25 protein-coding genes and 1 other RNA gene are annotated in these 24,529 nt (G+C 66.7%); 18 read left to right on the forward strand and 8 right to left on the reverse strand.

From position 1 onward, the window contains the following. Nucleotides 1–93 precede the first annotated feature (93 nt). An RNA gene (gene ffs, locus ACEOAB_RS12690) (signal recognition particle sRNA small type) lies at nucleotides 94–190 on the reverse strand. Between the two features lie 178 nt (nucleotides 191–368). Here ffs and dnaX point away from each other — a divergent pair. The 8 genes from dnaX to ACEOAB_RS12730 all read left to right on the forward strand — a co-directional run bounded on the left by dnaX (nucleotide 369) and on the right by ACEOAB_RS12730 (nucleotide 7,840). Continuing rightward, nucleotides 369–2,213 carry a DNA polymerase III subunit gamma/tau gene (gene dnaX / locus ACEOAB_RS12695; RefSeq protein WP_056599250.1) on the forward strand — a complete coding sequence of 615 codons (1,845 nt, stop codon included), beginning with the start codon at nucleotides 369–371 and terminating at the stop codon, nucleotides 2,211–2,213. A 55-nt stretch (nucleotides 2,214–2,268) separates the two neighbouring features. Continuing rightward, nucleotides 2,269–2,601 carry a YbaB/EbfC family nucleoid-associated protein gene (locus ACEOAB_RS12700; protein WP_007836669.1) on the forward strand — a complete coding sequence of 111 codons (333 nt, stop codon included), beginning with the start codon at nucleotides 2,269–2,271 and terminating at the stop codon, nucleotides 2,599–2,601. Nucleotides 2,602–2,716: 115 nt separating this feature from the next. Further along, the gene (gene recR, locus ACEOAB_RS12705) at nucleotides 2,717–3,307 is read left to right on the forward strand and encodes a recombination mediator RecR (RefSeq protein WP_056599247.1); all 591 of its coding nucleotides are present in this window, start codon (nucleotides 2,717–2,719) and stop codon (nucleotides 3,305–3,307) included. Nucleotides 3,308–3,322: 15 nt separating this feature from the next. Continuing rightward, complete coding sequence (locus tag ACEOAB_RS12710) at nucleotides 3,323–3,715, forward strand: MAPEG family protein (RefSeq protein WP_056599245.1); 393 nt, start codon at nucleotides 3,323–3,325, stop codon at nucleotides 3,713–3,715. Between the two features lie 137 nt (nucleotides 3,716–3,852). Next, the gene (locus tag ACEOAB_RS12715) at nucleotides 3,853–4,890 is read left to right on the forward strand and encodes an ABC transporter substrate-binding protein (protein WP_056599242.1); all 1,038 of its coding nucleotides are present in this window, start codon (nucleotides 3,853–3,855) and stop codon (nucleotides 4,888–4,890) included. A gap of 45 nt (nucleotides 4,891–4,935) precedes the next feature. Next, complete coding sequence (locus ACEOAB_RS12720; RefSeq protein WP_056599239.1) at nucleotides 4,936–5,751, forward strand: ABC transporter ATP-binding protein; 816 nt, start codon at nucleotides 4,936–4,938, stop codon at nucleotides 5,749–5,751. Beyond that, on the forward strand, nucleotides 5,751–6,587 hold the full coding sequence (locus ACEOAB_RS12725; RefSeq protein ID WP_413747970.1) for an ABC transporter permease: 837 nt from the start codon (nucleotides 5,751–5,753) through the stop codon (nucleotides 6,585–6,587). The genes ACEOAB_RS12720 and ACEOAB_RS12725 overlap by 1 nt, the downstream gene beginning before the upstream one ends. 68 nt (nucleotides 6,588–6,655) lie before the next feature. Then, nucleotides 6,656–7,840, forward strand: a complete 1,185-nt coding sequence (locus ACEOAB_RS12730) for a low temperature requirement protein A (RefSeq protein WP_413747971.1) — start codon at nucleotides 6,656–6,658, stop codon at nucleotides 7,838–7,840. Nucleotides 7,841–7,873: 33 nt separating this feature from the next. Here ACEOAB_RS12730 and ACEOAB_RS12735 read toward each other — a convergent pair whose 3' ends face one another. Beyond that, a complete protein-coding gene (locus tag ACEOAB_RS12735; protein WP_413747972.1) occupies nucleotides 7,874–9,481 on the reverse strand; it encodes a transglycosylase SLT domain-containing protein in 1,608 nt (535 codons plus the stop codon). Next, the gene (gene gloB / locus ACEOAB_RS12740; RefSeq protein WP_056599231.1) at nucleotides 9,478–10,266 is read right to left on the reverse strand and encodes a hydroxyacylglutathione hydrolase; all 789 of its coding nucleotides are present in this window, start codon (nucleotides 10,264–10,266) and stop codon (nucleotides 9,478–9,480) included. The genes ACEOAB_RS12735 and gloB overlap by 4 nt, the downstream gene beginning before the upstream one ends. Here gloB and ACEOAB_RS12745 point away from each other — a divergent pair. Next, entirely contained in the window at nucleotides 10,265–11,035 is a 771-nt protein-coding gene (locus ACEOAB_RS12745; protein WP_235508116.1) for a class I SAM-dependent methyltransferase, read from the forward strand. The two genes, gloB and ACEOAB_RS12745, sit on opposite strands and share 2 nt — an antisense overlap. Nucleotides 11,036–11,077: 42 nt before the next feature. Further along, on the forward strand, nucleotides 11,078–11,527 hold the full coding sequence (rnhA, locus tag ACEOAB_RS12750; protein ID WP_056518034.1) for a ribonuclease HI: 450 nt from the start codon (nucleotides 11,078–11,080) through the stop codon (nucleotides 11,525–11,527). Between the two features lie 13 nt (nucleotides 11,528–11,540). Here rnhA and moeA read toward each other — a convergent pair whose 3' ends face one another. The 5 genes from moeA to ACEOAB_RS12775 all read right to left on the reverse strand — a co-directional run bounded on the left by moeA (nucleotide 11,541) and on the right by ACEOAB_RS12775 (nucleotide 16,833). Next, entirely contained in the window at nucleotides 11,541–12,854 is a 1,314-nt protein-coding gene (gene moeA / locus ACEOAB_RS12755) for a molybdopterin molybdotransferase MoeA (protein WP_413747973.1), read from the reverse strand. Then, nucleotides 12,851–13,486: a molybdenum cofactor guanylyltransferase MobA gene (mobA, locus tag ACEOAB_RS12760; RefSeq protein ID WP_413747974.1), complete on the reverse strand. Its 636-nt coding sequence runs from the start codon at nucleotides 13,484–13,486 to the stop codon at nucleotides 12,851–12,853. Before mobA ends, moeA begins: the two co-directional genes overlap by 4 nt. 14 nt (nucleotides 13,487–13,500) lie before the next feature. Beyond that, the gene (gene moaA, locus ACEOAB_RS12765; RefSeq protein WP_413747975.1) at nucleotides 13,501–14,652 is read right to left on the reverse strand and encodes a GTP 3',8-cyclase MoaA; all 1,152 of its coding nucleotides are present in this window, start codon (nucleotides 14,650–14,652) and stop codon (nucleotides 13,501–13,503) included. Nucleotides 14,653–14,791: 139 nt separating this feature from the next. After that, complete coding sequence (locus ACEOAB_RS12770) at nucleotides 14,792–16,225, reverse strand: aldehyde dehydrogenase family protein (RefSeq protein ID WP_413747976.1); 1,434 nt, start codon at nucleotides 16,223–16,225, stop codon at nucleotides 14,792–14,794. Nucleotides 16,226–16,278: 53 nt separating this feature from the next. Beyond that, nucleotides 16,279–16,833: a peroxiredoxin gene (locus tag ACEOAB_RS12775; protein WP_056599219.1), complete on the reverse strand. Its 555-nt coding sequence runs from the start codon at nucleotides 16,831–16,833 to the stop codon at nucleotides 16,279–16,281. A 142-nt stretch (nucleotides 16,834–16,975) separates the two neighbouring features. Between ACEOAB_RS12775 and ACEOAB_RS12780 the strand changes: the two genes are divergently transcribed. The 8 genes from ACEOAB_RS12780 to ACEOAB_RS12815 all read left to right on the forward strand — a co-directional run bounded on the left by ACEOAB_RS12780 (nucleotide 16,976) and on the right by ACEOAB_RS12815 (nucleotide 24,519). Then, complete coding sequence (locus ACEOAB_RS12780; RefSeq protein ID WP_056599217.1) at nucleotides 16,976–18,550, forward strand: phospholipase D family protein; 1,575 nt, start codon at nucleotides 16,976–16,978, stop codon at nucleotides 18,548–18,550. Between the two features lie 9 nt (nucleotides 18,551–18,559). Next, nucleotides 18,560–19,333 carry a sterol desaturase family protein gene (locus ACEOAB_RS12785; protein WP_056599214.1) on the forward strand — a complete coding sequence of 258 codons (774 nt, stop codon included), beginning with the start codon at nucleotides 18,560–18,562 and terminating at the stop codon, nucleotides 19,331–19,333. Then, entirely contained in the window at nucleotides 19,314–20,255 is a 942-nt protein-coding gene (locus ACEOAB_RS12790; protein ID WP_056599211.1) for a fatty acid desaturase, read from the forward strand. The genes ACEOAB_RS12785 and ACEOAB_RS12790 overlap by 20 nt, the downstream gene beginning before the upstream one ends. A 3-nt stretch (nucleotides 20,256–20,258) precedes the next feature. Further along, on the forward strand, nucleotides 20,259–22,178 hold the full coding sequence (locus ACEOAB_RS12795) for an iron-containing redox enzyme family protein (protein ID WP_413747977.1): 1,920 nt from the start codon (nucleotides 20,259–20,261) through the stop codon (nucleotides 22,176–22,178). Next, nucleotides 22,162–23,073, forward strand: a complete 912-nt coding sequence (locus tag ACEOAB_RS12800) for a DUF6999 family protein (RefSeq protein WP_056599205.1) — start codon at nucleotides 22,162–22,164, stop codon at nucleotides 23,071–23,073. Before ACEOAB_RS12795 ends, ACEOAB_RS12800 begins: the two co-directional genes overlap by 17 nt. A gap of 26 nt (nucleotides 23,074–23,099) precedes the next feature. Then, nucleotides 23,100–23,462 (forward strand): hypothetical protein, encoded by a 363-nt coding sequence (locus tag ACEOAB_RS12805; RefSeq protein ID WP_413747978.1) that lies wholly within the window; start codon nucleotides 23,100–23,102, stop codon nucleotides 23,460–23,462. Then, nucleotides 23,449–23,679, forward strand: coding sequence for a hypothetical protein (locus ACEOAB_RS12810; protein WP_007836713.1), 231 nt, complete (start codon nucleotides 23,449–23,451; stop codon nucleotides 23,677–23,679). The genes ACEOAB_RS12805 and ACEOAB_RS12810 overlap by 14 nt, the downstream gene beginning before the upstream one ends. A 252-nt stretch (nucleotides 23,680–23,931) precedes the next feature. Beyond that, complete coding sequence (locus ACEOAB_RS12815) at nucleotides 23,932–24,519, forward strand: hypothetical protein (protein ID WP_413747979.1); 588 nt, start codon at nucleotides 23,932–23,934, stop codon at nucleotides 24,517–24,519. Nucleotides 24,520–24,529: the final 10 nt, after the last annotated feature.

Genomic DNA, 24,529 nt, shown 5'->3' on the forward strand with positions numbered 1-24,529 from the left:
GTGCGAGGTTCTACAGTTGGGTTCTACAGACCAGGGCTCGTAACCCCTTGTCAGCGCGTAAGTTATTGAAAACTCACGGCTTCTGGATGTTAGGTTGACGAGCCTTACCCCTGGCACTGACTACGCAGTTAGGGCTGCTTGGTTCCCCACCTGACCCGGTTGGCCACTTCACCATGCAGGGAGGCCCGTCAAGGCTTATTGTAACCCCCCAGGCTGCGCGCACTTCGTGTCGCTTCGCCCACCCCCCTGCTGGGGGCGGCACCAGAGGCCCGGCGGAGCCGGTTCCTCGGTGTCTCACGAAAAGAGGGGTCTTTTTTGATTGCGAGGTGGGGCCGAGGACCCGCCTCACGCCTTTTAGAATGCCCGCAATGTCTTATCTCGTGCTCGCTCGCAAGTTCCGTCCGAAAACCTTCGGTGAGATGGTCGGCCAGGGGCACGTGGTGCAGGCGCTCGAGAACGCGTTGAAAACGCAGCGCCTGCATCACGCCTATCTTTTTACCGGCACCCGGGGTGTGGGCAAGACCACCGTTTCGCGGATTCTGGCGAAGTCGCTCAACTGCCAGGGCCCGGACGGGCAGGGCGGCATCACGGCCACGCCGTGCGGTGTGTGCCAGGCCTGCCGCGACATCGATTCGGGCCGCTTCGTGGATTACACCGAGCTCGACGCGGCCTCGAACCGCGGCGTGGACGAAGTGCAGTCGCTGCTCGAACAGGCCGTCTACAAGCCGGTGCAGGGGCGCTTCAAGGTCTTCATGATCGACGAAGTGCACATGCTCACGAACACCGCGTTCAACGCGATGCTGAAGACGCTCGAGGAGCCGCCCGAGTACCTCAAGTTCGTGCTGGCCACGACCGATCCGCAGAAGGTGCCGGTCACGGTGCTGTCGCGCTGCCTGCAGTTCAACCTGCGGCCGATGGCCCCCGAGACGGTGCTCGAACATCTCACCGGCGTGCTGCAAACCGAGAATGTTCCGGCCGAGCCGCAGGCGCTTCGCCTGCTGGCGCGCGCGGCGCGTGGCTCGATGCGCGACGCGCTGTCGCTCACCGACCAGGCCATCGCCTTCGGCAACGGCGAACTGCTCGAGACCGGCGTGCGCCAGATGCTCGGCAGCGTCGATCGCGGCCATGTATTCCGCCTGATCGAGGCGCTCGCGCAGGGCGACGGCAAGACGGTGGTCGAAACCTCCGAGGCGCTGCGCGTCGATGGCATGTCCGCCGCCTCCACGCTGGAAGAAATGACGGCTGTGCTGCAGGCCATGGCCGTGCTGCAGGCCGTGCCCTCGCGGGCGGAGTCGGCCGATGCCGCCACCGATCCTGACGCGGCCGACACTGCGCGCCTCGCCGCGCTGATGCCGGCCGACGAGACGCAACTGCTCTACAGCCTGTGCCTGCATGGCCGCGGCGAGCTGGGCCTAGCCCCCGATGAGTACGCCGCGCTGACCATGGTGCTGTTGCGGCTACTTGCCTTCAAGCCCTCCAACGCTGCTGCTTCGACGGCCTCCACGGAAAAAAAAACTCTGAATGAAGCTGCGGCCGCGGCGCCGCAGGTTCCGGTGCGTGCCGCAGCCCCCGCTCCGGCGCCCATGCCGGTCGTTCGCGCTCCGATTGAAGCTGAAGCGCCTGCTGCGGCGCCCGCCCATGCCGCCCCGGTCCCCGCCGGCCATCGCCTCGCGGTGGTCGATGAACCCCGACAGGCCGAATCCCGCCCCGAGGCCAGCGATGCGACCGCCAGGGTCGTCGGCGTGCCCATTCGCGTGCAGCCCCCGCCGAGTGTCCGGGACACGCCGCGCCCCGATGAGCCGCGCAGCACATTCACCCCCATTCCGGCCAGTGAAGACGGCGACTTCTGGTACGCCACGGTTTCCGAACTGGTCGCGGCCGAGGCCATCACGGCCCTGGCACGCGAACTGGCGCTGCAGTCGCAGCTGGTGGGCCGCGACACGGACCAGTGGCTGCTGCGCATCGAGCGCGAGACGCTTAACCAGCCGTCGAGCCGCGAAAAGCTGACAGCTGCGCTGAACAACCTCGGCCACAACATCAAGCTCGCCATCGAGATCGGCGGCGTGGTCGACAGCCCCGCGCGCCGCAACAAGCAGGCCGCCGACGAGCGCCAGCGCGTGGCCGAAGAGGCCATCATGAGCGACCCTGAAGTGCAGGCGCTGATGCGCGACTTCGACGCGAAGATCGTTCCCGGAACGCTGAAACCGGCCTGAGCCTCCAACTCTCTTATCCTTCACCCACTTTTCAACCTAACAATCAGGACCAACGATGTTCAACAAAGGACAACTGGCCGGCCTCATGAAGCAGGCGCAGGCAATGCAGGACAACCTCAAGAAGGCCCAGGAAGAGCTCGCCCACATCGAGGTCGAAGGCGAATCCGGCGCCGGCCTCGTCAAGGTCGTCATGACCTGCAAGCACGACGTCAAGCGCATCACCATCGACCCCAGCCTGCTGGCGGACGACAAGGACATGCTCGAAGACCTCGTGGCTGCCGCCTTCAACGCTGCCGTGCGCAAGGCTGAGGAAACCAGCGAGCAGAAGATGGGCAAGCTCACGGCCGGCATGCCTGGTCTCCCGCCCGGCATGAAGCTGCCGTTCTGAATGACTCTCCCCCAGGCTTGCCCACTTCGTGTGGCCGCCAACCCCCTCGCCGGGGGCAACACCTGCGGCCCGGCGAAGCCGGTTCCGCGGTGTTCCCGCGAAGGAGCCGCTTGACATGGCAGACGCGAGTTCGTTGGATGCATTGGTCGATGCGCTGCGCCGCCTGCCCGGTGTCGGCGTCAAGTCGGCCTCGCGCATGGCGTTCCATCTGCTGCAGCACGACCGCGAGGGTGCGCAGCTGCTCGCGCGCGCGCTGCAGCAGGCCGCGGGCCACGTGCGGCATTGCGAGCTTTGCAACACCTTCACCGAGGCGCCGATCTGTAGCGTCTGCATGGACTCGCGGCGCGACGGGACCAAGCTTTGCGTGGTCGAGACGCCGGCCGACCAGGCAGCACTCGAGCGCACCGGCGCGTTCCGCGGCTATTACTTCGTGCTGATGGGCAAGCTCAGTCCGCTCGACGGCATCGGGCCGAAGGACATCGGACTGCAGAAGCTCTTCGACCGCGCGCGCGACGGCACGGTGAGCGAGGTCATCCTGGCCACGAACTTCACCGCCGAGGGCGAAGCCACCGCGCACGTGATCGGCGAGGCGCTGAAGCAGCATGGCCTCACGGTGACGCGCCTTGCGCGCGGCGTGCCGGCTGGCAGCGAACTCGAATACGTCGATCTCGGCACCATCGCGCATGCCCTGGTGGATCGCAGGTAGCACGCGCACGCGGACATGACTTTCTCGTTGCTCACGATCGCCTACTGGTGCGTTTTCATCGCCTGCGGGTTGCCGTATTTCGCGGCGTGGACCGCCAAGGCTGGAAGCTTCGGCCCGTGCGACAACCAGCATCCGCGCGACTGGGCCGCGAAGCAGGGCGGATGGCGCGCGCGTGCCAACAGTGCGCAGGCGAACAGCTTCGAAGGCCTGCCGTTCTTCATCGGCGCGGTGATCATCGCGCACCAGCTTGGCGCGGCACAGGCGCGCCTGGACATGCTCGCCGCGGCCTACGTGGTGCTGCGCGCGATCTACATCGTGCTCTACATCAAGGGCCTGGGCAGTGCGCGCAGCGCTGTCTGGGCGCTCGGGTTCCTGGTCAACGTCGCGATACTTTTCCTGGCGCGCTGACGCTTCGGCGCGGGCTTCGCGGCGAGGCCTTCATGATTACGTGAAAACCCGCACGGGATCACCCCGATGCCGTCGCCTGATGCGGCCCCTAAGCTCGATTCAGTCCCAGGAATCATCGAGCCCGCAGGCACCGTTTCATGCTCCATCGCCGAACCGTCATTTCAGCTTCCGCCATCGCTGCCGCAACCATCGCGTTGCCGCGTGTCTTTGCGCAGCAGGCGAAGCTGGAGAAAACCAGGATCTCCGTCGCGGTGGGTGGCAAGGCGGCGTTCTACTACCTGCCGCTCACCATTTCCGAACAGCTCGGCTACTTCAAGGCCGAGGGGCTCGATGTGGAGATTTCCGATTTCGCCGGCGGTGCGCGCGCGCTGCAGGCGGTGGTCGGCGGTTCGGCCGATGTCTGCTCGGGCGCCTACGAACACACCATCAACCTGCAAGCCAAGAACCAGTTCTTCCAGGCTTTCGTGCTGCAGGGCCGCGCACCGCAGATCGCGGTGGGCGTGTCGACGAAGAACATGGCGGGCTACACCGGCATTCCCGACCTCAAGGGCAAGAAGATCGGCGTCTCGGCGCCAGGCTCATCGACCAACATGGTCGCCAACCTCGTGCTGTCGCGCGGCGGCCTCAAGGCCAGCGACGTGAGCTACATCGGCGTGGGCGTGGCGGCCGGTGCGCTCACCGCGCTGCGCTCGGGCCAGATCGACGCCATCAGCAACACAGACCCGGTGATGACGATGCTCGAACAGAAGGGCGACGTGAAGATCATCAGCGACACGCGCACGCTCCAGGGCACGCAGCAGGTGTTCGGCGGCCCGATGCCGGCAGCCTGCCTGTATGCGTCGAGCGAGTTCATCCAGAAGAATCCCAACACCTGCCAGGCACTGGCGAATGCCATCGTGCACGGGCTCAAGTGGCTGCAGACGGCGGGGCCCGGCGACATCATCAAGACGGTGCCCGAGACCTATCTGCTCGGCGACCGGGCGCTGTACCTCGCGTCCTTCGACAAGGTGCGCGAGTCGATCGCAACCGATGGCCTCGTGCCGGTCGACGGCCCCAAGACCGCGCTGACCGCGATCGCCAGCTTCGACACCACCGTGAAGGCCGACAGGATCGACCTCGCAAAGACCTACACCAACGATTTTGCTCGGCGCGCGAAAGACAGGTTCAAAGCCTGATTCCGAACGTCCTCGCGACCCGGCTCAGGCCGGGTTTTTTACGCCATGTCCGACCACGCACTCGAACTTCTCTCCATCAGTTGCACCTTCCATTCGAAGGACGATCCAGGCCAGCGCTACACCGCGGTGGCCGACACCACGCTGCGCATCAAGGCGGGGGAGTTCGTCTCGGTGGTGGGACCTACGGGCTGCGGCAAGTCGACGTTGCTGAACGTTGGCGCAGGTTTGCTCGAACCTTCTTCGGGCACCGTGAAGGTCTTCGGCCAGACGCTCGCGGGCATCAACACGCGCGCCGGCTACATGTTCCAGACCGAGGCGCTGATGCCCTGGCGCAGCGCGATCGACAACGTGATGGTGGGCCTTCAGTACCGCGGCGTGTCCGATGCCGAAGCGCGCCAACAGGCCGAGGCATGGCTCTCGCGCGTGGGCCTCTCGGGCTTCGGTGACCGCTACCCACACCAGCTCTCCGGCGGCATGCGCAAGCGCGTGGCGCTGGCACAGACGCTGGTGCTCGACCCCGACATCATCCTCATGGACGAGCCCTTCAGCGCACTCGACATCCAGACGCGCCAGCTGATGGAGAACGAAGTGCTCGACCTCTGGAGCGCAAAGAAGAAGGCCGTTCTGTTCATCACGCACGACCTGGACGAAGCCATTGCCATGAGCGACCGCGTGGTGGTGCTGTCGGCCGGCCCGGCAACGCACCCCATCGGCGAGTTCGCCATCGACCTGGCGCGCCCGCGCGACGTTGCCGAGGTGCGCACGCAGCCGCGCTTCGTCGAGCTGCACACCCAGATCTGGGAGGTGCTGCGCGACGAGGTGTTGAAGGGCTACGCGCAGCAACTGAGGAAGGCCGCGTGATGCCCCGCCTCGGACTCAATGAGCGCAACGCGCGCTTCTGGCAGCTGGCGTTGCTGGTGGTGATCCTGGTGGCGTGGCACATTGCCTCGCGCAACCAGCAGTTCGCCTTTTTCCTCGGCGAGCCGATCCAGGTGGCGGGCCGCATCTGGAGCTGGTTCCTGCCGTTCGAGGTGCCGCCCAATGCGCTGTTCCCTGACGGGCTCAAGGGCAACGCCGACATCTACCTGCACCTGGGCACCACGCTGCTGGAGACGGTGCTGGCCTTCGGCATCGGCACGGTGCTCGGCTTGGGCTGCGGGCTGTGGCTGGCGCTCGCGCCCACGGCGAGCCTGATTCTTGACCCCTACATCAAGGCCGCCAACTCGATGCCGCGGGTGATCCTTGCGCCCATCTTCGCGCTGTGGTTCGGCCTGGGCATCTGGAGCAAGGTGGCGCTGGCCGTCACGCTGGTGTTCTTCATCGTGTTCTTCAATGTCTACCAGGGCGTGCGCGAGGTGAGCCCGGTGGTGCTGGCCAACGCGAAGATGCTGGGCGCGAACCAGCGGCAGCTGCTGCGCACGGTGTACCTGCCGAGCGCGACGAGCTGGGTGTTCTCCAGCCTGCACACTTCGGTCGGGTTGGCCTTCGTGGGCGCGGTGGTGGGTGAGTACCTGGGTTCGGCGCGCGGCGTGGGCTACCTGATCCTGCAGGCCGAGGGCACCTTCGATGTCAACACAGTGTTCGCCGGCATCGTGGTGCTCACGGCCTTTGCGCTGGTGCTCGACGGCATCGTGGGGCTGATCGAGAAGCGGCTCATGAAGTGGCAGCCCAAGACCGGCGAAACCGAGAAGCTGTAACTCCCTCATGCGATGATCTTGCGCGGCGCCGGAGAGCGCGGCAACGATTTCACTGGGGTAGTAAGCCAATGAGCCACGACAACAAGCGGGCCACGACCTTGCGCTCGCGCGACGAGGCTGCCAGGGTCTCGAACGAAGAGCTGTTCTTCGACCTGGTCTATGCGTTTTCGGTCACGCAACTCTCCCACTATCTGCTGGACCACCTCACGCTGCTGGGCGCGTTCCAGACGCTGGTGATGTGGTTCGCGGTATGGCTGGGCTGGCAGTACACGGCCTGGACCACCAACTGGTTCAACCCTGGCGCGCTACGCATTCGCGGCGTGCTGTTCGCCATCATGCTGCTGGCCATGGTGATGGCCTCGGCATTGCCGGGCGCCTTCGCAGAGCGCGGGCTGGTGTTCGCGCTGTGCTTCGTCGGCATCCAGGCGGGGCGCACGTTCTGCATGCTGATCGCTATCGGCTCGAACGATCCGCTCACACCCAATTTTCGCCGGCTGCTGGCATGGAACTGCCTGGCCGGCGCGTTCTGGATCGCGGGCGGCCTGGCCGAAGGGCAGGCGCGCCTCGCGCTGTGGTTCGTCGGCGTGCTGTGCGAATACATCGCGCCGATGATCGGGCTGCGCTTTCCGGGACTGGGCCGCTCCACGACCGCCGACTGGACCATCGACGGCGGCCACCTCGCCGAACGCTGCCAGCTGTTCGTGATCGTCGCGCTGGGCGAGTCGGTGCTGGCCACCGGCATCGCCTTCGGCCAGCACACCGAATGGCACGGCATCGACCTGTTCGCGCTGCTCGTGGGTTTCTCGGGCAGCCTCGCGATGTGGTGGATGTACTTCGACACCAGCGCGAAGGAGGCGACCCATGCCATCGAGCATTCGCCCGACCCCGGCGGCATCGGCGCCAAGTTCCACTACACGCACGTGATCCTGGTGGCGGGCATCATCGTGTGCGCGGTGGCGGACGAGCTCACGATCAACGAGGGCTCGCACCATGCCGAGCTCAAGTACCTGGGCGCGCTCATCGGCGGGCCGGCGCTGTACCTGTTCGGCAATGCGCTGTTCAAGCGTGTGGTGCGCGGTTTCCTGCCGCAGTCGCACCTCTACGGCCTGGGCCTGCTGGCCGTGCTCGCGGTCTTTGCACCGCACCTCTCGGTGATGGTGGTGGGCACGCTCACGACGCTCGTCATGATCGCCGTGGCGGCACTCGAAGCCGTGGTGCGCCGCAGGGCATGGGCTGCGGCGGCAGCCCGCTGAACCTGCAGAAACCGAAGCACGAAGAGCGCCGTTTCAGCGCTTTTTCTTGGCCGGCGTGCCGCCGCGCTTCTCGCGCACCACCTGCTGCTTGCTGCTGGCAGGCACCTTGACGACATTGGTGCCCCGCGGCGAAGCCTTCACCGGTGCGCCGCGCTTCGCAGATACCGCCACCGCGTGGCCGCGCCCGACCGCCACGCCGGTGCCGGCGCGCGCTGCCACCGTGGCGCGGATCGGCAGGTACACCACCACGCTGAAGCCGCGCTTGAAGGCGTGGTTGGGCTTCACGTCGTTCCACTCGGCCACGTTGGCGGGCTTGAGGTTGTAGCGGCGCGCAATGCTGGCGACGCTGTCCGCGCGGCCGGCCTTCACCGTCGTGCGGTGGGTGACGATTTCGGGCTGGAAACTCAGGTGGCCGCCATCGGCCACCACGGCCGCCACGTCTTCCTTCACGCGGGCGCCGCGCGGCACGATCAGCGTCGAACCGGCCTTGATGAGCATGCGCGGCGGCACGTTGTTGATGGCGCGCAGGTCGCTTTCGCTCATGCCGGAGCGCTGGGCCGCGTCGGCCACGGTCATGGTGCTGGGCACGACCCAGGCGGTCCAGCTGGCGTACTGGCCCTGCGAATAGGCATCGAAGTTGCGCTGGAACACGGCCGCGTTGTCCCACGGCAGCAGGAGCTGCGGCGTGCCGGCCGCGATCAGCACCGGTTTGTGCGCGGCGGGGTTGAGCGCGCGGAAGTCTTCGAGCCGCACGTCGGCAAGCTTGGCGGCGAGTTCCACGTCGAGGTCACGCGTGAGCGTGACGGTCTGGAAGTACGGGTGGTTGGCGATCAGCGGCAGCTCGGTGTTGAAGGCCTGCGGATTCGCCACGATGTTCTTCACGGCCTGCAGCTTGGGCACGTAGAGCCGCGTCTCGGCGGGCATTGTGAGGTCGCTGTAGGTGGTGGGCAGGCCCAGGCGCTGGTTCTTGGCGATGGCGCGGCTCACGCTGCCTTCGCCCCAGTTGTAGGCGGCCAGGGCCAGTTGCCAGTCGCCGAACATGCCGTAGAGCTTCTGCAGGTAGTCGAGCGCGGCGCGGGTGGAGGCCACCACGTCGCGGCGGTCGTCGCGGAAGATGTTCTGCTTCAGGTCGAAGTCGGTGCCGGTGGCCGGCATGAACTGCCACATGCCCGCGGCGCGCGCGCTGGAGATGGCCTGCGGGTTGAACGCGCTCTCGATGTAGGGCAGCAGTGCGAGTTCGGTCGGCATGTTGCGCCGTTCGAGCTCTTCGACGATGTGGAAGATGTACTTGTTCGAGCGCTCCGTCATGCGCTGGATGTAGTCGGGCCGGCTGGAATACCACTGCTCGCGATCGCGCACCAGGTCGCTGTCGAGGTTGGGCATCTTGAAGCCGCGGCGGATGCGGTCCCACATGTCGACCGGCGGGGCGAGCGTGACCACGCTCTGCGATTGGGCCTGTCCGGTGGTGAGGGGCGAGAGAGAGTCGCGTGGGTAGACTGGTGTCGCACTACCCGTGGCCTTGGCGCCGGTGCCGCCGGCCGACGAAGAAGAAGAGGGGGAGGAGCTGTTGTTGTTGCTCGTGCCCGCGCAGCCCGCGAGCACCAGTGAACCTGCAAGGCAGGTGGCAGCGATCAGTTTCATCGGAAGTCGTTTTTCCATTGGCGCAGTGCGGCGAACACGTCGGCCTCGGCTGCATCGGCAGCCAGCTCAGCGTGGGCACGCACCGCTCGAAGGACAGTGGCTTCGCGGCTGCGAAGAAAGGGGTTGACCTGGCGTTCGATTGCCAGTTGCGATGGCAGTGTGGGCTGCCCTTGCGCGCGCAGGCTTTCGCAGCGCGCGTTGTAGTGATCCAGTTCGGCGTTGCCCGGTTCCACCGCCTGGGCAAAACGCAGGTTAGAAAGTGTGTATTCGTGCGCACAGCAGACACGCGTGTCGCCCGGCAGTACGGCAAGCGCATCTAGCGAAGCCAGCATCTGCGCGGGAGTGCCTTCGAACAGGCGCCCGCAGCCGCCGGAGAACAGCGTGTCGCCGCAGAACAGCAGCGGTGCATCGCCACCCGCCGTTTGCGCCGCAGGCAGGAAGTACGCGATGTGGCCGGCCGTATGGCCCGGCACGTCGATGACCTCGAAGCGCAGGCCGAGCACCTCGGCAATGTCGCCTTGCGCCAGCGGCGTGAACGGCTCGGGAATGCGCTCGCGCGCCGGCCCCCACACGGGTGCGCTGGTGGCCTCGTGCAGCGCTGCCACGCCCCCTGTGTGATCGGGATGGTGGTGCGTGACTAGAATCGCGGCCAGCTGCAGCTTGTGGCGCGCCAGCGCGTCGAACACCGGTTGGGCGTCGCCCGGATCCACCACGATGGCGTGGGACCCGTCGTGCAGCATCCAGATGTAGTTGTCAGCGAAGGCGGGCAGCGGAACAAGGGTCATGAGCGGTCAAATTATAGGTTTGCAGGATTGGTTCGCGACCCCCCCGGGGCGCTACCTTCTGGCTTGGGAGCAGGCCCAGTTCGATCAGGCGGTGGCCGACGTGTTCGGCTATCACGCGCTGCAACTGGGTGCGGCCGAGGTCGACGGCTTGCGCGCCAACCGCATGCCGCACCGCTGGCTGGCGCTGGACGACCCCGCCCGAGGCGGCAGGGCGACGCTCCTGACCGACTTTGCGGCACTGCCGTTTGCAGCCAACAGCCTCGACCTGGTGGTGATGCCGCACGCGCTCGAACTGAGCCCCGACCCGCACGCCACCCTGCGCGAGGTCGAACGGGTGCTGGTGCCCGAGGGCCGCGTGGTGATCTGCGGGTTCAATCCGGCCAGCCTCTGGGGCATGCGGCAGCGCCGCGCACACCTCTATCGCCGGCTCGGCATCGGCGACCTGTACCTGCCCGAAGGCGGGGAGTTCATCGGCTACTGGCGCATGCGCGACTGGCTGCGGCTCCTGAGCTTCGAGGTGGAGTCGGGCCGCTTCGGCATCTACCGGCCCGCGGTGCGAAGCGAAGCCTGGCTGGAGCGCTCGCGCTGGATGGATGCCGCCGGCGAGCGCTGGTGGCCGATCTTCGGCGCCGCCTACTTCGTGGTCGCCGTGAAGCGGGTGCGCGGCATGCGTCTGCTGAGCGCCGAGTGGCGCCGCTCGGCCGCCCGCGCCACGGCGCCGGTGCCCATCGCGGGCAAGGTGCACCGCAACGAGGTCGGCAAGAATTGAGAATGAACGAAAACGAATGATGATGAAGAAGGAAAAGCCGGTTTGAACGAAGTCGTGATCTACACCGATGGCGCATGCAAGGGAAACCCCGGCCCTGGCGGCTGGGGCGCGTGGCTCAAGTCGGGCTCCACCGAGAAAGACCTGTTCGGCGGTGAACTCGACACCACCAACAACCGCATGGAGCTGACCGCCGTCATCGAAGGCCTGGCCGCGCTCAAGCGGCCCTGCAAGGTGCTGCTTTACCTCGACAGCCAGTACGTGCGCAAGGGCATCACCGAGTGGATCCGCGGCTGGAAGGCCAAGGGCTGGATGACAGCCAGCAAGCAGCCCGTGAAGAACGTCGAACTCTGGCAGCGGCTCGACAAGCTGGTGAGCGAGGGCGGCCACCAGATCGAGTGGCGCTGGGTCAAGGGCCACTCGGGAGACCCGGGCAACGAGCGCGCCGACATGCTGGCCAACAAGGGCGTGGACAAGGCCCTGGGCCGGATCTGACCGTTCGGGGTACCTAGATGTTGCCGTCGAACATCATCACGTCGACTTCGCCGCCCGCCGCGACATTGCCCTGATCGTGGTGCAGCACCACGAGCCCGTTGGCTTCGACCATCGAGCTGAGCACCCCTGAGCCCTGGTGGCTCGCGACGCACACCTCAGGCAACGCGCCCGGCACGGTCTTCACGAAGCCGCGCTGGTACTCGGTGCGGCCCGGCTTCTTGCGGATCGGGCCCGTGCTGCGTGCACGCAGCAGGGGCGGTGGCGCGGCTGCCGCGTCGTGGCAGCCCATCAGGCGCAGCAACGCCGGCCGCACGAAGGCCAGGAAGGTCACCATCACGGCCACCGGATTGCCCGGCAAGCCGAACAGCACCGCCGGCTGCGGCGACGCCTGGCGCGGGATCAACCCCACCGCCAGCGGCCGGCCCGGGCGCATGGCCACGCGCCAGAACGCCATGTCGCCCAGTTGCTGCATCACGTCGCGCGTGTGGTCGGCCGCACCGGCGCTGACGCCGCCGCTGGTGATGATGGCATCGGCCTCGCACGCGGCGCGCCGCAAGGTGGCGGCGAGCGTGGCCGGATCGTCGCGCACGAGGCCGAGGTCGATCACCTCGCAGCCCAGCCGCGCGAGCATGCCGAACACGGTGTAGCGGTTGCTGTCGTACACGGCGCCTTCGCGCGGCGTGTCGCCGAGGCTCAGGATCTCGTCGCCGGTCGAGAAGTAGGCCACCCGCAGCCGCCGCAGCGCAGGCACGCTCGGCAGGCCGAGGCTCGCGACCATGCCGAGCGCGGCGGGCGACAGGCGTTCGCCCTTGCGCAGCGCGGTCTGGCCCTGCATCAGGTCTTCGCCCGCAAGGCGGCGGTTGTCGCCGCGGCGCAGCACCCTGGCCGGGAAGCACACGCGGTCGCCGTCGACCTTGCAGAACTCCTGCGGCACGACGGTGTCGAGGCCAGCCGGCATCATGGCGCCGGTCATGATGCGCACCGCATCGCCTGGACCCAGCGTGCCACGCCAGGCGGCCCCGGCCAGCGCCGTTCCCGCTACGCGCAGCGTGACCGAGACGTCGATGGGTGCGTCCCGGGGCAGCACCGCGCCGTCGAAGGCGTAGCCGTCCATGGCGGAGTTGTCGTGCGGCGGCACGCTGACGGGTGAGACGATATCTTCGGCCAGCACCCGGCCGAGGGCGTCGAGCAGGGAGACGGTCTCCCGTTGCGTGACGACAGCCGAGGCCGTGAGTTGCGAGAGAAAAGCGTGGACGGCCTCGACGCTCAGGTCAATGGCGGCGTCGTAGCCCGAAAGGGCGGAGGCGATGTCTGCGATGCGGCTCATCGGTTTTCGAGGGCGTGCAGTTCGGCCAGGGTGTTGGCGTTGAAGAAAGCGTCGGGCACGTCGCCGGGGCGGTTGAAGGGCACGTGCACTGTGCGGTGCTGTGCGGTCCATGCTTGGACCTTGCGGCCGCCGGCTTCGGTGTAGCGCCGCAGGCTCTCGCGCAGGTCGGCACGCAGCAGGCAGAAGACGGGTTGGAGGCACAGCACCACCTCGCCTTCGGAGATTTCGGGTGCGTTGACCATCGCGATCTCTGCATTTTCGGCGGCCACCGCTTCGGCGAGCCGGGCGGCGAGGTCTGGCGGAAACAGCGGCGTGTCGCAAGGCACGGTCAACAGCCAGGGGGTGGTGCAGTGCTCCAACCCGGTGAGAAAGCCCGCGAGCGGCCCCGGATAGTCCGCGAGACTGTCGGGCCACACCGGCACGCCGAAGGCTTCGTAGTCGGCGAGGTTGCGGTTGGCATTGACGATGAGCCGGCCGACCTGCGGCCCCAGCCTCCGTATCGCATGCAGAGCCAGCGGCTCGCCGTTGAAAGGCTGCAATCCCTTGTCGACCCCGCCCATGCGAGAGCCGCGTCCGCCGGCCAGCAGAAGCCCCGTGATGTCGGTGGCCGCGATGAAGGCGTGCGCTGGCATGGCGGCCGCCTGCGTCATCCGCCGATGTAGCTCATCTCGACGCGGCGCGGCGCCTTGCCGCTGGCATCGCCGCTGTCGTCGTCGGGCCCACGCAGTGCGCGCAGCTCGGAATACCGATCGGCGCGGCCCTGCCAGATGTGGCCGATGGCCGAGGCGATGTCGTCGTCGCTGGCGGCGCCGCGCAGCAGCGGGCGCAGGTCGTGGCCGGTGCTGGCGAAGAGGCAGAGGTACAGCTTGCCTTCGGTCGACAGGCGCGCGCGGCTGCAGTCGTGACAGAAGGCCTGCGTGACGCTGCTGATCACGCCGATCTCGCCGCTGCCGTCGGCATAGGCCCAACGCTGGGCGGTTTCGCCGGGCGTGGTGGCTTCGAGCGGCATCAGCGGAAATTCGGCATGGATGCGAGCGATGACGTCGGCCGAGGGCAGCACCTCGTCCATGCGCCAGCCGTTGGTGGCGCCCACGTCCATGTATTCGATGAAGCGCAGCACCACCTTGCCGCCGAGGTGCGTGCGGAAGTAGCGGGCCATCGGCAGTATTTCCTGCTCGTTGGTACCGCGCTTGACCACCATGTTGACCTTGATGGGACCGAGGCCGGCGGCCAGCGCCGCGTCGATGCCCGCCAGCACGTCGGCCACCGGAAAGTCGACGTCGTTCATGTGGCGGAACACGGCGTCGTCGAGGCTGTCGAGGCTCACGGTCACGCGCTGCAGGCCTGCGGCCCGCAGCCCGGAGGCCTTGCGCGCGAGCAACGAGCCGTTGGTGGTGAGCGTCAGCGCCAGCGGCTCGCCGGCGGGCGTGCGGATCCCGGCGAGTTGTTCGATGAGGCCTTCGATGTTCTTGCGCAGCAGCGGCTCGCCGCCGGTCAGGCGGATCTTGCGCACGCCGTGCGCGGCGAACAGGCGGGCCAGCCGCGTCATTTCCTCAAAACTCAGCAGCGCGCTGTGCGGCAGGTACTTGTAGTCCTTGTCGAACACGTCCTTCGGCATGCAGTAGCTGCAGCGGAAGTTGCACCGGTCGGTCACGCTGATGCGCAGGTCGGTCATGGGCCGGCCCAGACGGTCGAGCAGCAACCCCGTGGCGGGCACGGCGACGTCCGGCACGGCCACGGCGGGGCGTGCGCGGCCGATCGTGGAGATCGGAATGACGGTATTGCTGCTGTTTTTCATGAAGCGGGTCCGATTTTGCGCCACGGCCCAAGGGCCTGTGAACCTCAGGCTACTTGATCGCCGCCGCGTAAACCATGTCCCAGATCAATCTTCTGCAATGCACTATGTGTTGGGGCGACTGCCGGGCCGTCCCTTGGCCTCAGCCGTGCTTGACGGCGACGGTCTTGAGCGTGGTGAAGCCGTAGAGGGCCTCGAACCCCTTCTCGCGGCCGTAGCCCGAGGACTTTACGCCGCCGAACGGCAGCTCGACACCGCCGCCCGCGCCGTAGTTGTTGATGAACACCTGGCCGCTCCTCACGCGCCTGGCCATGCGGAACTGGCGCGATCCGTCGGTGGTCCACACGCCGGCGACCAGGCCGAACTGCGTGGCGTTGGCAAGCGCCACGGCTTCGTCTTCGTCGGCGAAGGCCATGGCTGCCAGCACCGGGCCGAACACCTCTTCCTGTGCGAGCCGGTGATTCACCGGCACGTCGCGCAGCAGGGTGGGTGCCTGGTAGAAGCCGGTCTCGGGCGCCTCCTCGACCACGATGCCCTGCGCCACCATCGGGATGCCGGCATGCTGCGCATCGCTCAAGAAGTCCCACACGCGCTGCTGCTGCGTCTGGCGAATCAGCGGGCCCACGTCGAGGTCCATGGCCGCGGGACCGACGCGCAGCGCCTCGAAGGCATGGCCCAGGCGCTCGAGCAGCGGTTCGTAGATGTCGCGCTGGATCAGCACCCGCGAGCCGGCCGAGCAGGTCTGGCCGGCGTTCTGCACGATGGCATTGATGACCACGGGAATGGCCGCGTCCAGGTCGGCGTCCGCGAAGATGATTTGCGGACTCTTGCCGCCCAGCTCCAGCGTGACCGGGCAATGCCGCTCGGCCGCCACCTGCTGGATCAGCGTGCCGATCTTCGGGCTGCCGGTGAAGCTGATGTGGTCGATGCCCTCGTGCCGAGCGAGCGCGTCTCCCACTTCATGGCCGTAGCCCGTCACGATATTGAGCGCGCCGGCCGGAAAGCCAACTTCGGCCGCAAGCTGCGCCACGCGGATCAGCGAGAGGCAGGCGTCTTCGGCCGGCTTGACCACGCACACATTGCCGGCCGCCAGGGCGCCGCCCACGCTGCGCCCGAAGATCTGCATCGGGTAGTTCCACGGAATGATGTGGCCGGTGACGCCGTGCGGCTCGCGCCAGGTGAAGACGCTGTAGCCGTCCTGGTAGGGGATGGTTTCGCCGTGCAGCTTGTCGCAGGCGCCGGCATAGAACTCGAAGTAGCGCACCAGCGCCACAGCGTCGGCGCGCGCCTGCTTCACCGGCTTGCCGCAGTCGCGCTGCTCGATCAGCGCGAGCTCGTCGACGTGCTCGGTGATCTTCTGCGAGAGCTTGTAGAGCAGGCGGCTGCGGTCGGCGGCGCTGACCTTGTGCCAGACGCCTTCGAAACAGTCGCGCGCGGCGCGCACGGCGGAGTCGATATCGGCCGCGTTGCTGCGCTGGATTTCGTCGAAAACCTGGCCGTCGGAAGGGTCGATGACGGGCAGGGTGCGGCCGGAAGAGGACGGGACGTGCGCGTTGGCGATGTAGTTGAGCTGCATGCGCGGATTTTGCGCGAAGCGCGCGAATCCCATGGCCCTGCGGCCCGCAATCCTTACTTGGCCGTGCCGGCCTTCGGCAGCGCCTTCACCGCATTCAGCGTGCGCTCCACATGCTTGTCCGGATTCAGGTTCTGGTAGTAGTAGGCGACCTTGCCGTCCGGCGAGATCACGTACGACAGGCGGTTGGCGAAGTCGGGCCGCGTCTGCATCAGCGCGTCGAAACCCTGGATCACGGTCTTGCCCTCGTCCGACGCCACCGGAAAGCGGCTCTGGCAGGATTTGACCGAGAACTTCGACAAGGTGCCGATGTCGTCCGCCGAAACGCCGATCACGCTGGCGCCCAGTGCGGCGAACTGGTCTACGGCTTCGGCGAAGGCGTGGGCCTCGATCGAGCAGTCGTTGGAATCGGCCGCTGGAAAGAAGTACAGCACCACCGGCCCCTTGGCGAGCGCGTCGGCCAGCGAGTAGCGGAAGGTCTTGCCGCCCAGGGCCGCGGTGGCGGTGAACTTGGGCACGGGGTCGCCGATGTCCAGGGCGGCCCAGGCGGGATGCGCCAGGGCTGAAAAAACCGTCATCCAGACGATGCGATGGAGGTGCGAACGGGCCATGATGTAACTCCGCAGCGATGTGGGTCGAATTCTAGGCCGGGCGTCCCCAAAAGGGGCCCTTGAAACCGGTGCAGGCCGGCCCGCGTATTGAGCAGAACAATTGAAGAAACGACGAGAAGAACCACGCCATGGAAGCACCATCATGAACGCCTGCCTCTCGCTTCTGCGCCTCGCGCTCGCTGGCGCCCTGATTGCGGCGCTCGGCGCCTGCGGTTCACTGCCGCCGGCGCGGGAACGGCCCGCCGAATTTGCCTCCTCTGCCGACCCGTCGACCACGCTCGCGAAGATCGCCGCCGCATCCACGCCGCCTGGCGAGCACTCGGGCTTCCGGCTGATGCCGCTGGGCGTGTATTCGCTCGACGCACGCATCCAACTCGCCCAGCGGGCCCAGCGCTCGCTGGTGGTGCAGTATTACCAGCTCGAGAACGATGCGGTCGGCCGACTGCTGCTGCGCACGCTGCGCGAGGCAGCGATGCGCGGCGTGAAGGTGCGGGTGCTGGTGGACGACCTGTACACCGTCAAGAGCCAGCAGCTGCTACTGGCACTGTCCGAGACGCCCAATGTCGATGTGCGCCTGTTCAACCCGTTCTGCTGCGGGCGTAACGGCTTCCTGTCGCGCTTCGCGGCGTCGCCGTGGGAGATTTCGCGGCTCAACCACCGGATGCACAACAAGCTCTTCATTGCTGACGGCGTGATGGCGGTGGTGGGCGGGCGCAACATCGCCGAAGAGTATTTCGTGCTCAGCGAGGCGCAGAACTTCATCGACATGGATGCGCTGGTGATCGGCAAGGTGGTGCCGCAGCTCGAATCGATCTTCGACGCCTACTGGAACAGCGTGCAGGTCTGGCCGATTGCCGACATCGTGACGGGCGAGGGCGGCCGCAAGCCGAACGGCGCCGATTTCGACAGTTGGGTGGGCATGGCCGCGCCACCACCGAAGATCGTGCTGCCGCCATCCGACATCCTCGGCTACGGGCCCATTGCCGAGGAGCTCGACGGCGGCCGCATGGGCCTGCTGTGGGGCGAGGCCCGCGCCATCGCCGACCCGCCCACCAAGCCCGCGACCATGTCCGCCGACGAGGCCATCGCCACCAGCGTGACGATGAAGGTCTGGGCGCTGCTGCTCGACGCCAAGACCGAGGTCGACCTGACCTCGCCCTACCTGGTGCCGGGCGAGCGCGGCATGGAGGCTTTCGAGGACCTGGCCAGACGCAAGGTCAAGCTCACGCTGCTGACCAATTCTCTGGCGGCCAACGACGAGCCGCTGGTGCACACCGGCTATGCGCGCTATCGCCAGCGGCTGCTCGAAAGCGGCGCCGACCTCTACGAACTGAGTCCGCAGCGCACCAGCGCGGGCGAGCGCTTCGGCATGTTCGGCAAGTCGCTGGGGCGGCTGCACTCCAAGACCGCTGCGATCGACAGGACGCGCATCTTCATCGGCTCGATGAATCTCGATCCGCGCTCGGCCAGCCAGAACACCGAGATGGGGGTGGTGGTCGACAGCCCGCAGCTGGCGCGCGAGATGTTGCGCGTCATCAACATCAGCAAGTTGCAGAATTCCTACCGGCTGCGGCTGGCCAAGGACACCGGCACGCTGCAATGGCTGACGAACGATGGCGAGAAAGAGATGATCCTGACTTCGGAGCCCGAATCGGGCTTCTTCCAGCGCTTCTACAACATGCTCATTGCGCCGATCGTTCCCGAGATGCTGTTGTAGCCTCGGGGGATGGCGCAGACTTTCACCTCGTTGTCCGCCCCGCAGGTCATGCTGTGGGGCGTGCTTTTTTTCGGCGGCATCTATCTCTGTTTTGGCAGCCTCACGTGGCTGCTGACGAAGCGCATGCTGCCCGCGCTGGGCATCGGGCGCGAACTCGATCCTCGGCCGCTGCAGCCGGGGCAGCTGCGGCGCGAACTGGGGCAGTCGGGGGTGTCGGTGCTGATCTTCGGGCTGGGCATGGTGTTTCCATGGGGGGTGCTGCAGCTGGGCTGGGCGCGGCTCGACGGCGATGCGGGGTGGCCGCAGGTCGCGGTCGAGATCCTCGCGCTCGCCTTTTGGAATGACGTGCATTTCTGGATCAATCACCGGCTGCTGCACACGCGCTGGCTGCGGCGCTTTCACGGGCCGCACCACCGCTCGTTCGTGACCACGCCGTGGGCCACCTACAGCTTTCACCCCGTCGAGGCGCTGATGCTCGGCAACGTGATCCTGCTGCCGATGGTGGTGCACGACTTCAGCTTCTGGTCGCTCGCGGCGGTGCCGGTGTTCAGCCTGTTCTTCAACTGCGTCGGGCATTCGAACTACGACTTCTTCACGGGCGTGTCGTACAGCCACTGGTTCGCGGCGAGCCGCCGGCACCATCTGCACCATGCCGTGCACAACGGCAACTACGGTTTTCAGTTCACGTTCATGGACCGGCTGTTCGGAACGCGTGTCGCGGCCGATGCAGTTGAGCCGGTTCTCCAGGCCTTTCGCAAGAAGCATGGCGCGACCACGGCCTGACGCGAGCCGCCACCTGCCGCGGCTGCGTCACTGGCGCGACTGGCAGAGCCTTGCCTATCTCGTCGCGCTGCCTGTGCTGGCTGCGTGGCAGTGGTTCCACGGCTTCGATGTCCCGCTGTATGGGCTGACGCTGTTCCTGACGCTCGGCGTCGGCGTGATCCACCACAACCATGTGCATCTGCGCATGTGGCGGGGGCGGGGCATGAACCGGTTGACGGATTTCTGGATCACGCTGCTGCAAGGCCATCCGACCTTCGTGTTCTGGCCCGCGCACGTCGCCAATCATCACCGCCATCGCCATGGCCCGAAGGACGTGGCGCGCACCTACCGCTTCGGCGGCGATACCAACCACCTGCGGGGCTACCTTCTGCATCCGTTCCAGGCGGTGTGGGCGCTGATACCGGTGTTCTTCGCGTGGCTTGCCCGGCTGCGCCTGCACAGGCGCGGCGCGTGGCGCTACTGCATGGCGCAGTACGCGCTGTGGCTGGCCAGCTGGGCGGTGCTGCTGGCGCTCGACTGGCGCAAGGCGCTGCTCTTCGTCATCGTGCCGCAGCTGCATGGCCTGCACTGGCTGCTGGCGACCAATTATCTGCAGCATGCCCACGCCGACGGCCGGAAGGCTCCTCGCAAGGAGGCGCAGGGCGATACCCCGGGTAGCCGGCTGAACTACGCCCGCAATTTCGAGGGGCTGGTGAACCCATTGCTGTTCAACATCGGCCTGCACACCGCACACCACGAGAACCCGCATGCCCATTGGTCCGAGCTCACCCGCCTGCATCGCACGCGCTACCGCGCGCAGGTGGATCCCGTGCTCAACGAGGGCGGGCTGGTGCCGTACATGGTGCGGGTGTTCCTGCTGGGGGCCGTGTGGCCGCGTTTTCGCAGCCGCCCGCTGATGCCTCCCGATTCATCCATCAACTGAACCATGCCTGTCTCATTTCAACGCGTCTACCTCGAAAGCGCCGGCTACTTCATGCCGGGCGAGCCCATTCCCAACGACCGCATGGACGCCTACATCGCGCCGCTCAACCGCATGTCGGAGCGCATCAAGCGGCGCATCCTGGCGGAGAACGGCATCCTCACGCGGCACTACGCCATCGACGAGGAAGGCGTGGCCCGCCACACCAATGCGCAACTGGCGGCCGGTGCGATCCGCGACTGCCTGCGGCGGGGCGGCGCGGAGCTGTCGCGCGTGTCGCTGTTGGCCAGCGGCTCGTCGGGCGGCGACACGCTGATGCCAGGCTTTGCCAACATGATCCAGGGCGAGCTGGCGGCGCAGCCGATGGAGACGCATTCGGTGCACGGCATCTGCGCGGCGGGCGTGTCGGCGATCCAGACAGCTGCGCAGGGCATCGAGCTGGGGGCGCACCGCTCGGCGGTGGCGGTGGCCAGCGAGATGCCGTCGCGCCTCTTCAAGCGCTCGCGCTTCGCGGCGCGCGGCTACGAGACCGACTTCGACTCGCACTTCCTGCGCTGGATGTTGTCCGATGGCGCGGGCGCCTTGCTGCTGTCCGACGGTACGCCTGCACTGGCCGGCGCACCGGGGCTGCGGCTGAAGCTGAAGTGGGTGCACCAGCGCGCTTTCTCGGGCGACTATCCGGTGTGCATGCAGCTCGGGCTGACCGAAGACCGGGCACGCGGCCACCTCGATTTCGGCTCCTGGGCCGAGGCCGAAGCTGCAGGCGCGCTGTCGCTGCGCCAGGACATCCGTCTGCTGCCGCACCTGTTCGACATCGGCATCCACGAGTACGCGGGTCTCGTGCGCGACGGCTGGGTCGATCCGAAGCGGGTCGATCACTTTCTTTGCCACTACTCGTCGGAAAAATTCATCCCGGTGGTCGAGGACCTGATGGCCAAGGCCGACCTGTCGATTCCGCGCGAGCGCTGGTGGAGCAACCTCGCCTGGCGCGGCAACACCGGGGCCGCGTCGATCCTCGTGATGCTGGCCGAATTCCTGCACACCAAGGCGCTGAAGCCCGGCGAGCAGATCTTCTGCTACGTGCCAGAGTCGGGGCGCTTCATGGCAGCGTACATGCTGCTCGAAGTAGAGGCGGTCGATGCCGTGCCGGTGGTTGCCGCACCGCGCGCGGCGGCAGTGGCGCCTGACGACGACCTCGTGATCGCGCCCCCGCACGACCCAGCCGCCGCGCCCGAAGGCCTCGGCGCCTTGCTGACCGAACTGGCCGCCATCTGGCACGACTACCGCTCCCGCGTCTGGCGCACGCCGCTGGTCCGCCAGATCCGCGAGCGCCGCTTTGCCGTGCCCGACTACCTGAACTGGATGGAGCAATGGGTGCCCCAGGTTCGCGAAGGCAGCCTGTGGATGCGCGAAGGCGCCGCCTCGCTGAGCGAGCCGTACCAGATGCTGGCCTCGCTGATCGGCGTGCACGCGGGGGAGGAGCAGAACGACTTCAACATCCTCTTCAGCGACTACCGCAAAGCCGGCGGCACCGTCGAGACCATCGAGGACCTGCGCCGCAACCCCGGCGGCGAGGCGCTCAACGCCTATCTGCATGGCCTGGCCGCCACGCGCGACCCGATCGGGCTGCTGGGCGCGATCTACATCATCGAGGGCACGGGCCAGCGCATCGTGCCGGCGCTGCTGCCGCTGCTCAAGTCCGGCCTGAAGCTGCCGCCCGACGCCTTCCGCTTCCTCGAGTACCACGGCCACAACGACGAGCATCACCTGAGCCGCTGGCTCACGGCGGTCGAGATGGTCATGGCCGTGGAGGGGCAGGCGCGCGCCGCTCGACAGATAGCCGACACCGCGCGCCATACGGCAGCGCTGTACCTGATGCAGTTCCAGCACATCACCGAACGCAGGCCCCATGGACCGAACACCTGATTTCCTGACCCAGGCGCACGACGAGCGCGACCCCAGTCCCTGGCTGGCGCTGTACCTCGACCAGAGCACGCCGCTGCCCGACGACGTCAAGGCGGCGTGGCTGGCCGATTCGAGTTCGGCCTCGCGCCAGTACCTGCTGCCGTTCCTGCGGCCGATCGCGCGGCTGACGATCATCCTGATCCAGATCGTGAAGGTGTTCGTGCCGCGCAACTGGTCGCATTCGATGCTGCTGCACCGACTTCTCGCGTGGGGGCTGAAGCGCTTTGTTTCGCCGGAGGCCAATTGGCTGATCCTGCGGCACTTTCACCTGGGCTCGCAAGTGCTGGCCTTCATCGGGCGAAACTCGCCGGCCCCGGTGGCGACGAGCCCGCTGGAGCCGGCCGACATCGACGCGCTGAAGGACGAGATGTTCCTGAAGCACGACCTGAACCTGTTCAACTTCGTGATCCGGCTGAACAAGGCGCTGCGCGACAAGGGCGTGGCGCTGTGCAAGGCGGAGCTGGCCGATTTCTCGATGATCAAAGAGCCCGGTCCGCGGCTGGAAGACATGCCCCGGGGAAGGCTCAATTTTCTCGACCTGCAAAGCGCAATCGAGCTTTTTACGCCGCTTTACCAGCTGATGCTGACGGACAACGATTTCTGGCGCGCCGCCAACTCCCTGCAGCTGGACGAAACCATCGGCATCTACGCAGCCACGATCCTGGCCGCGCCCGAACACCTCATTCTGGTCAACAACAAGCACCCGCTCGTGCCCCTGTCGACTTTGCGGGCGGGGCATCGGCTGGTGATCCACGGGCTGTCCACCGAGATGCTGCACAGCCTGCTCCAGCGGATGCAGGCGGCCCAGGAAACCGGGGCGCCAGAGACCTCCCCGTGCGAGCAGCCACTTGCATAGGCGTATGCTGCCCCCAGATGCGAACCATGAACACGACCGATAATCCGTCTCCCAAGACCGATCTGGCAGTGACCCACGTGTTGGCACAACTGCTGGAAAAGCTTGAACACAGCGCTGTGCCTGTTGGCGCAGAGCAGTACCGTTCCGTGGTCGAACACCTCGTGCATGAGTTCGAGGATGTCGAGCAGGGCGCCGAACTCGGCCGCCTGCTCGATGCCTATCCGGCCGCGGCCGAGGTGTACGAGAACCTCAACTACCAGTACGCCGGGCTTTGCCGCTCGGCGTTGGACGCTTCCCTGGCGGCTGAAACCAGTGCCCGGGAAGCCATTGCACGCGCGATGCGCCGTGCCGAACCGAACAGCAAGGACAAGACGCATGGCGAAGGGTGAAGTGAAGACGGCAGTGGTGGCGGACGGCCTGCGTTACAAATCGAAGACGCCCGGTTCGCCGTTTCGCGCCTCGGCGTCGTTCAGTGGCGCGACCATGTCGTGCTTCATGTGCGGCAAGCACCGCGTGCGCTCGCAGTTGCGCACCCGCCAGGTGCTGGGCAAGTCCCAGACCGTTTGCGCGCCTTCCTGCAAGGCGCTCGACGAATCCCTCGAATAGGGGATTGACCGAGTCCGGTGAAGGACACCCTGATAGCACATCAGGGAGGCACTTTGGAGACATTTCCGCGTGCATAAGTCACGAATTGGCCTTCCCCATTGCCGCCAATCGTTATACAGTTAGAAACAAATGATGCAAGTGATTGCATGAATTCAAAAGTTCTAATTTGTAGCCGATTTCCAATGAATTGCAGCCACGCCGTCGACGCCCCTCGCGGGACATGGAATTCAACGCTTGCAAAGGGGCTCTGCCATGGCTAAGTCGCGCCACGTGGTCATACAGGTGGTCAAGCGCTCTTCCGGCAGCGCCACGCACCATGTCGAATTCCTGATGGACGACAACTTCGCCGAGCGCCTGCGCCAATTGCGCTCGCTGGTGCCGCCTCTTGGCAGCCTGAACAAGCAGCGCGACCTCGTGATCGACAAGGTGCGCGTGCGCCTGCCCAACGCCATCTGGCGCTCGGGCAACGAGATCGAGATGGACGGAGGCGTTGATGGTTCCTGCATCGTCATTGCCGCGGAAGGCTCGTTCAATTGCGGCGGCAAGGACCGCAAGACGCGCGAGAAGCTCGTGACGTACAACTTCTCCATCGCGCGCCTGATCGAGCTGCATACCGAGCGCCCCGAGGGCGAGACCCTCTACATCCGCGACGGCGTGTTCGCCAACGACGAGCCCGCCGAATCGCCGGCCGGCCGCTGGGTCACTTCGATGCACGAGCTGGAAGTGGTGATGCGCGTGCCGGACGCTCCGTCCGATTTCGACACCCTGCACGACTTGGCGCTGCGCCCCGAACACCAGCAGGCCAGCGGCGGTGCGCCGCAACGCGCCAACTTCTACTGAGCTTTCTTGT

It is taken from the genome of Variovorax sp. Varisp53 (genome assembly GCF_059491555.1).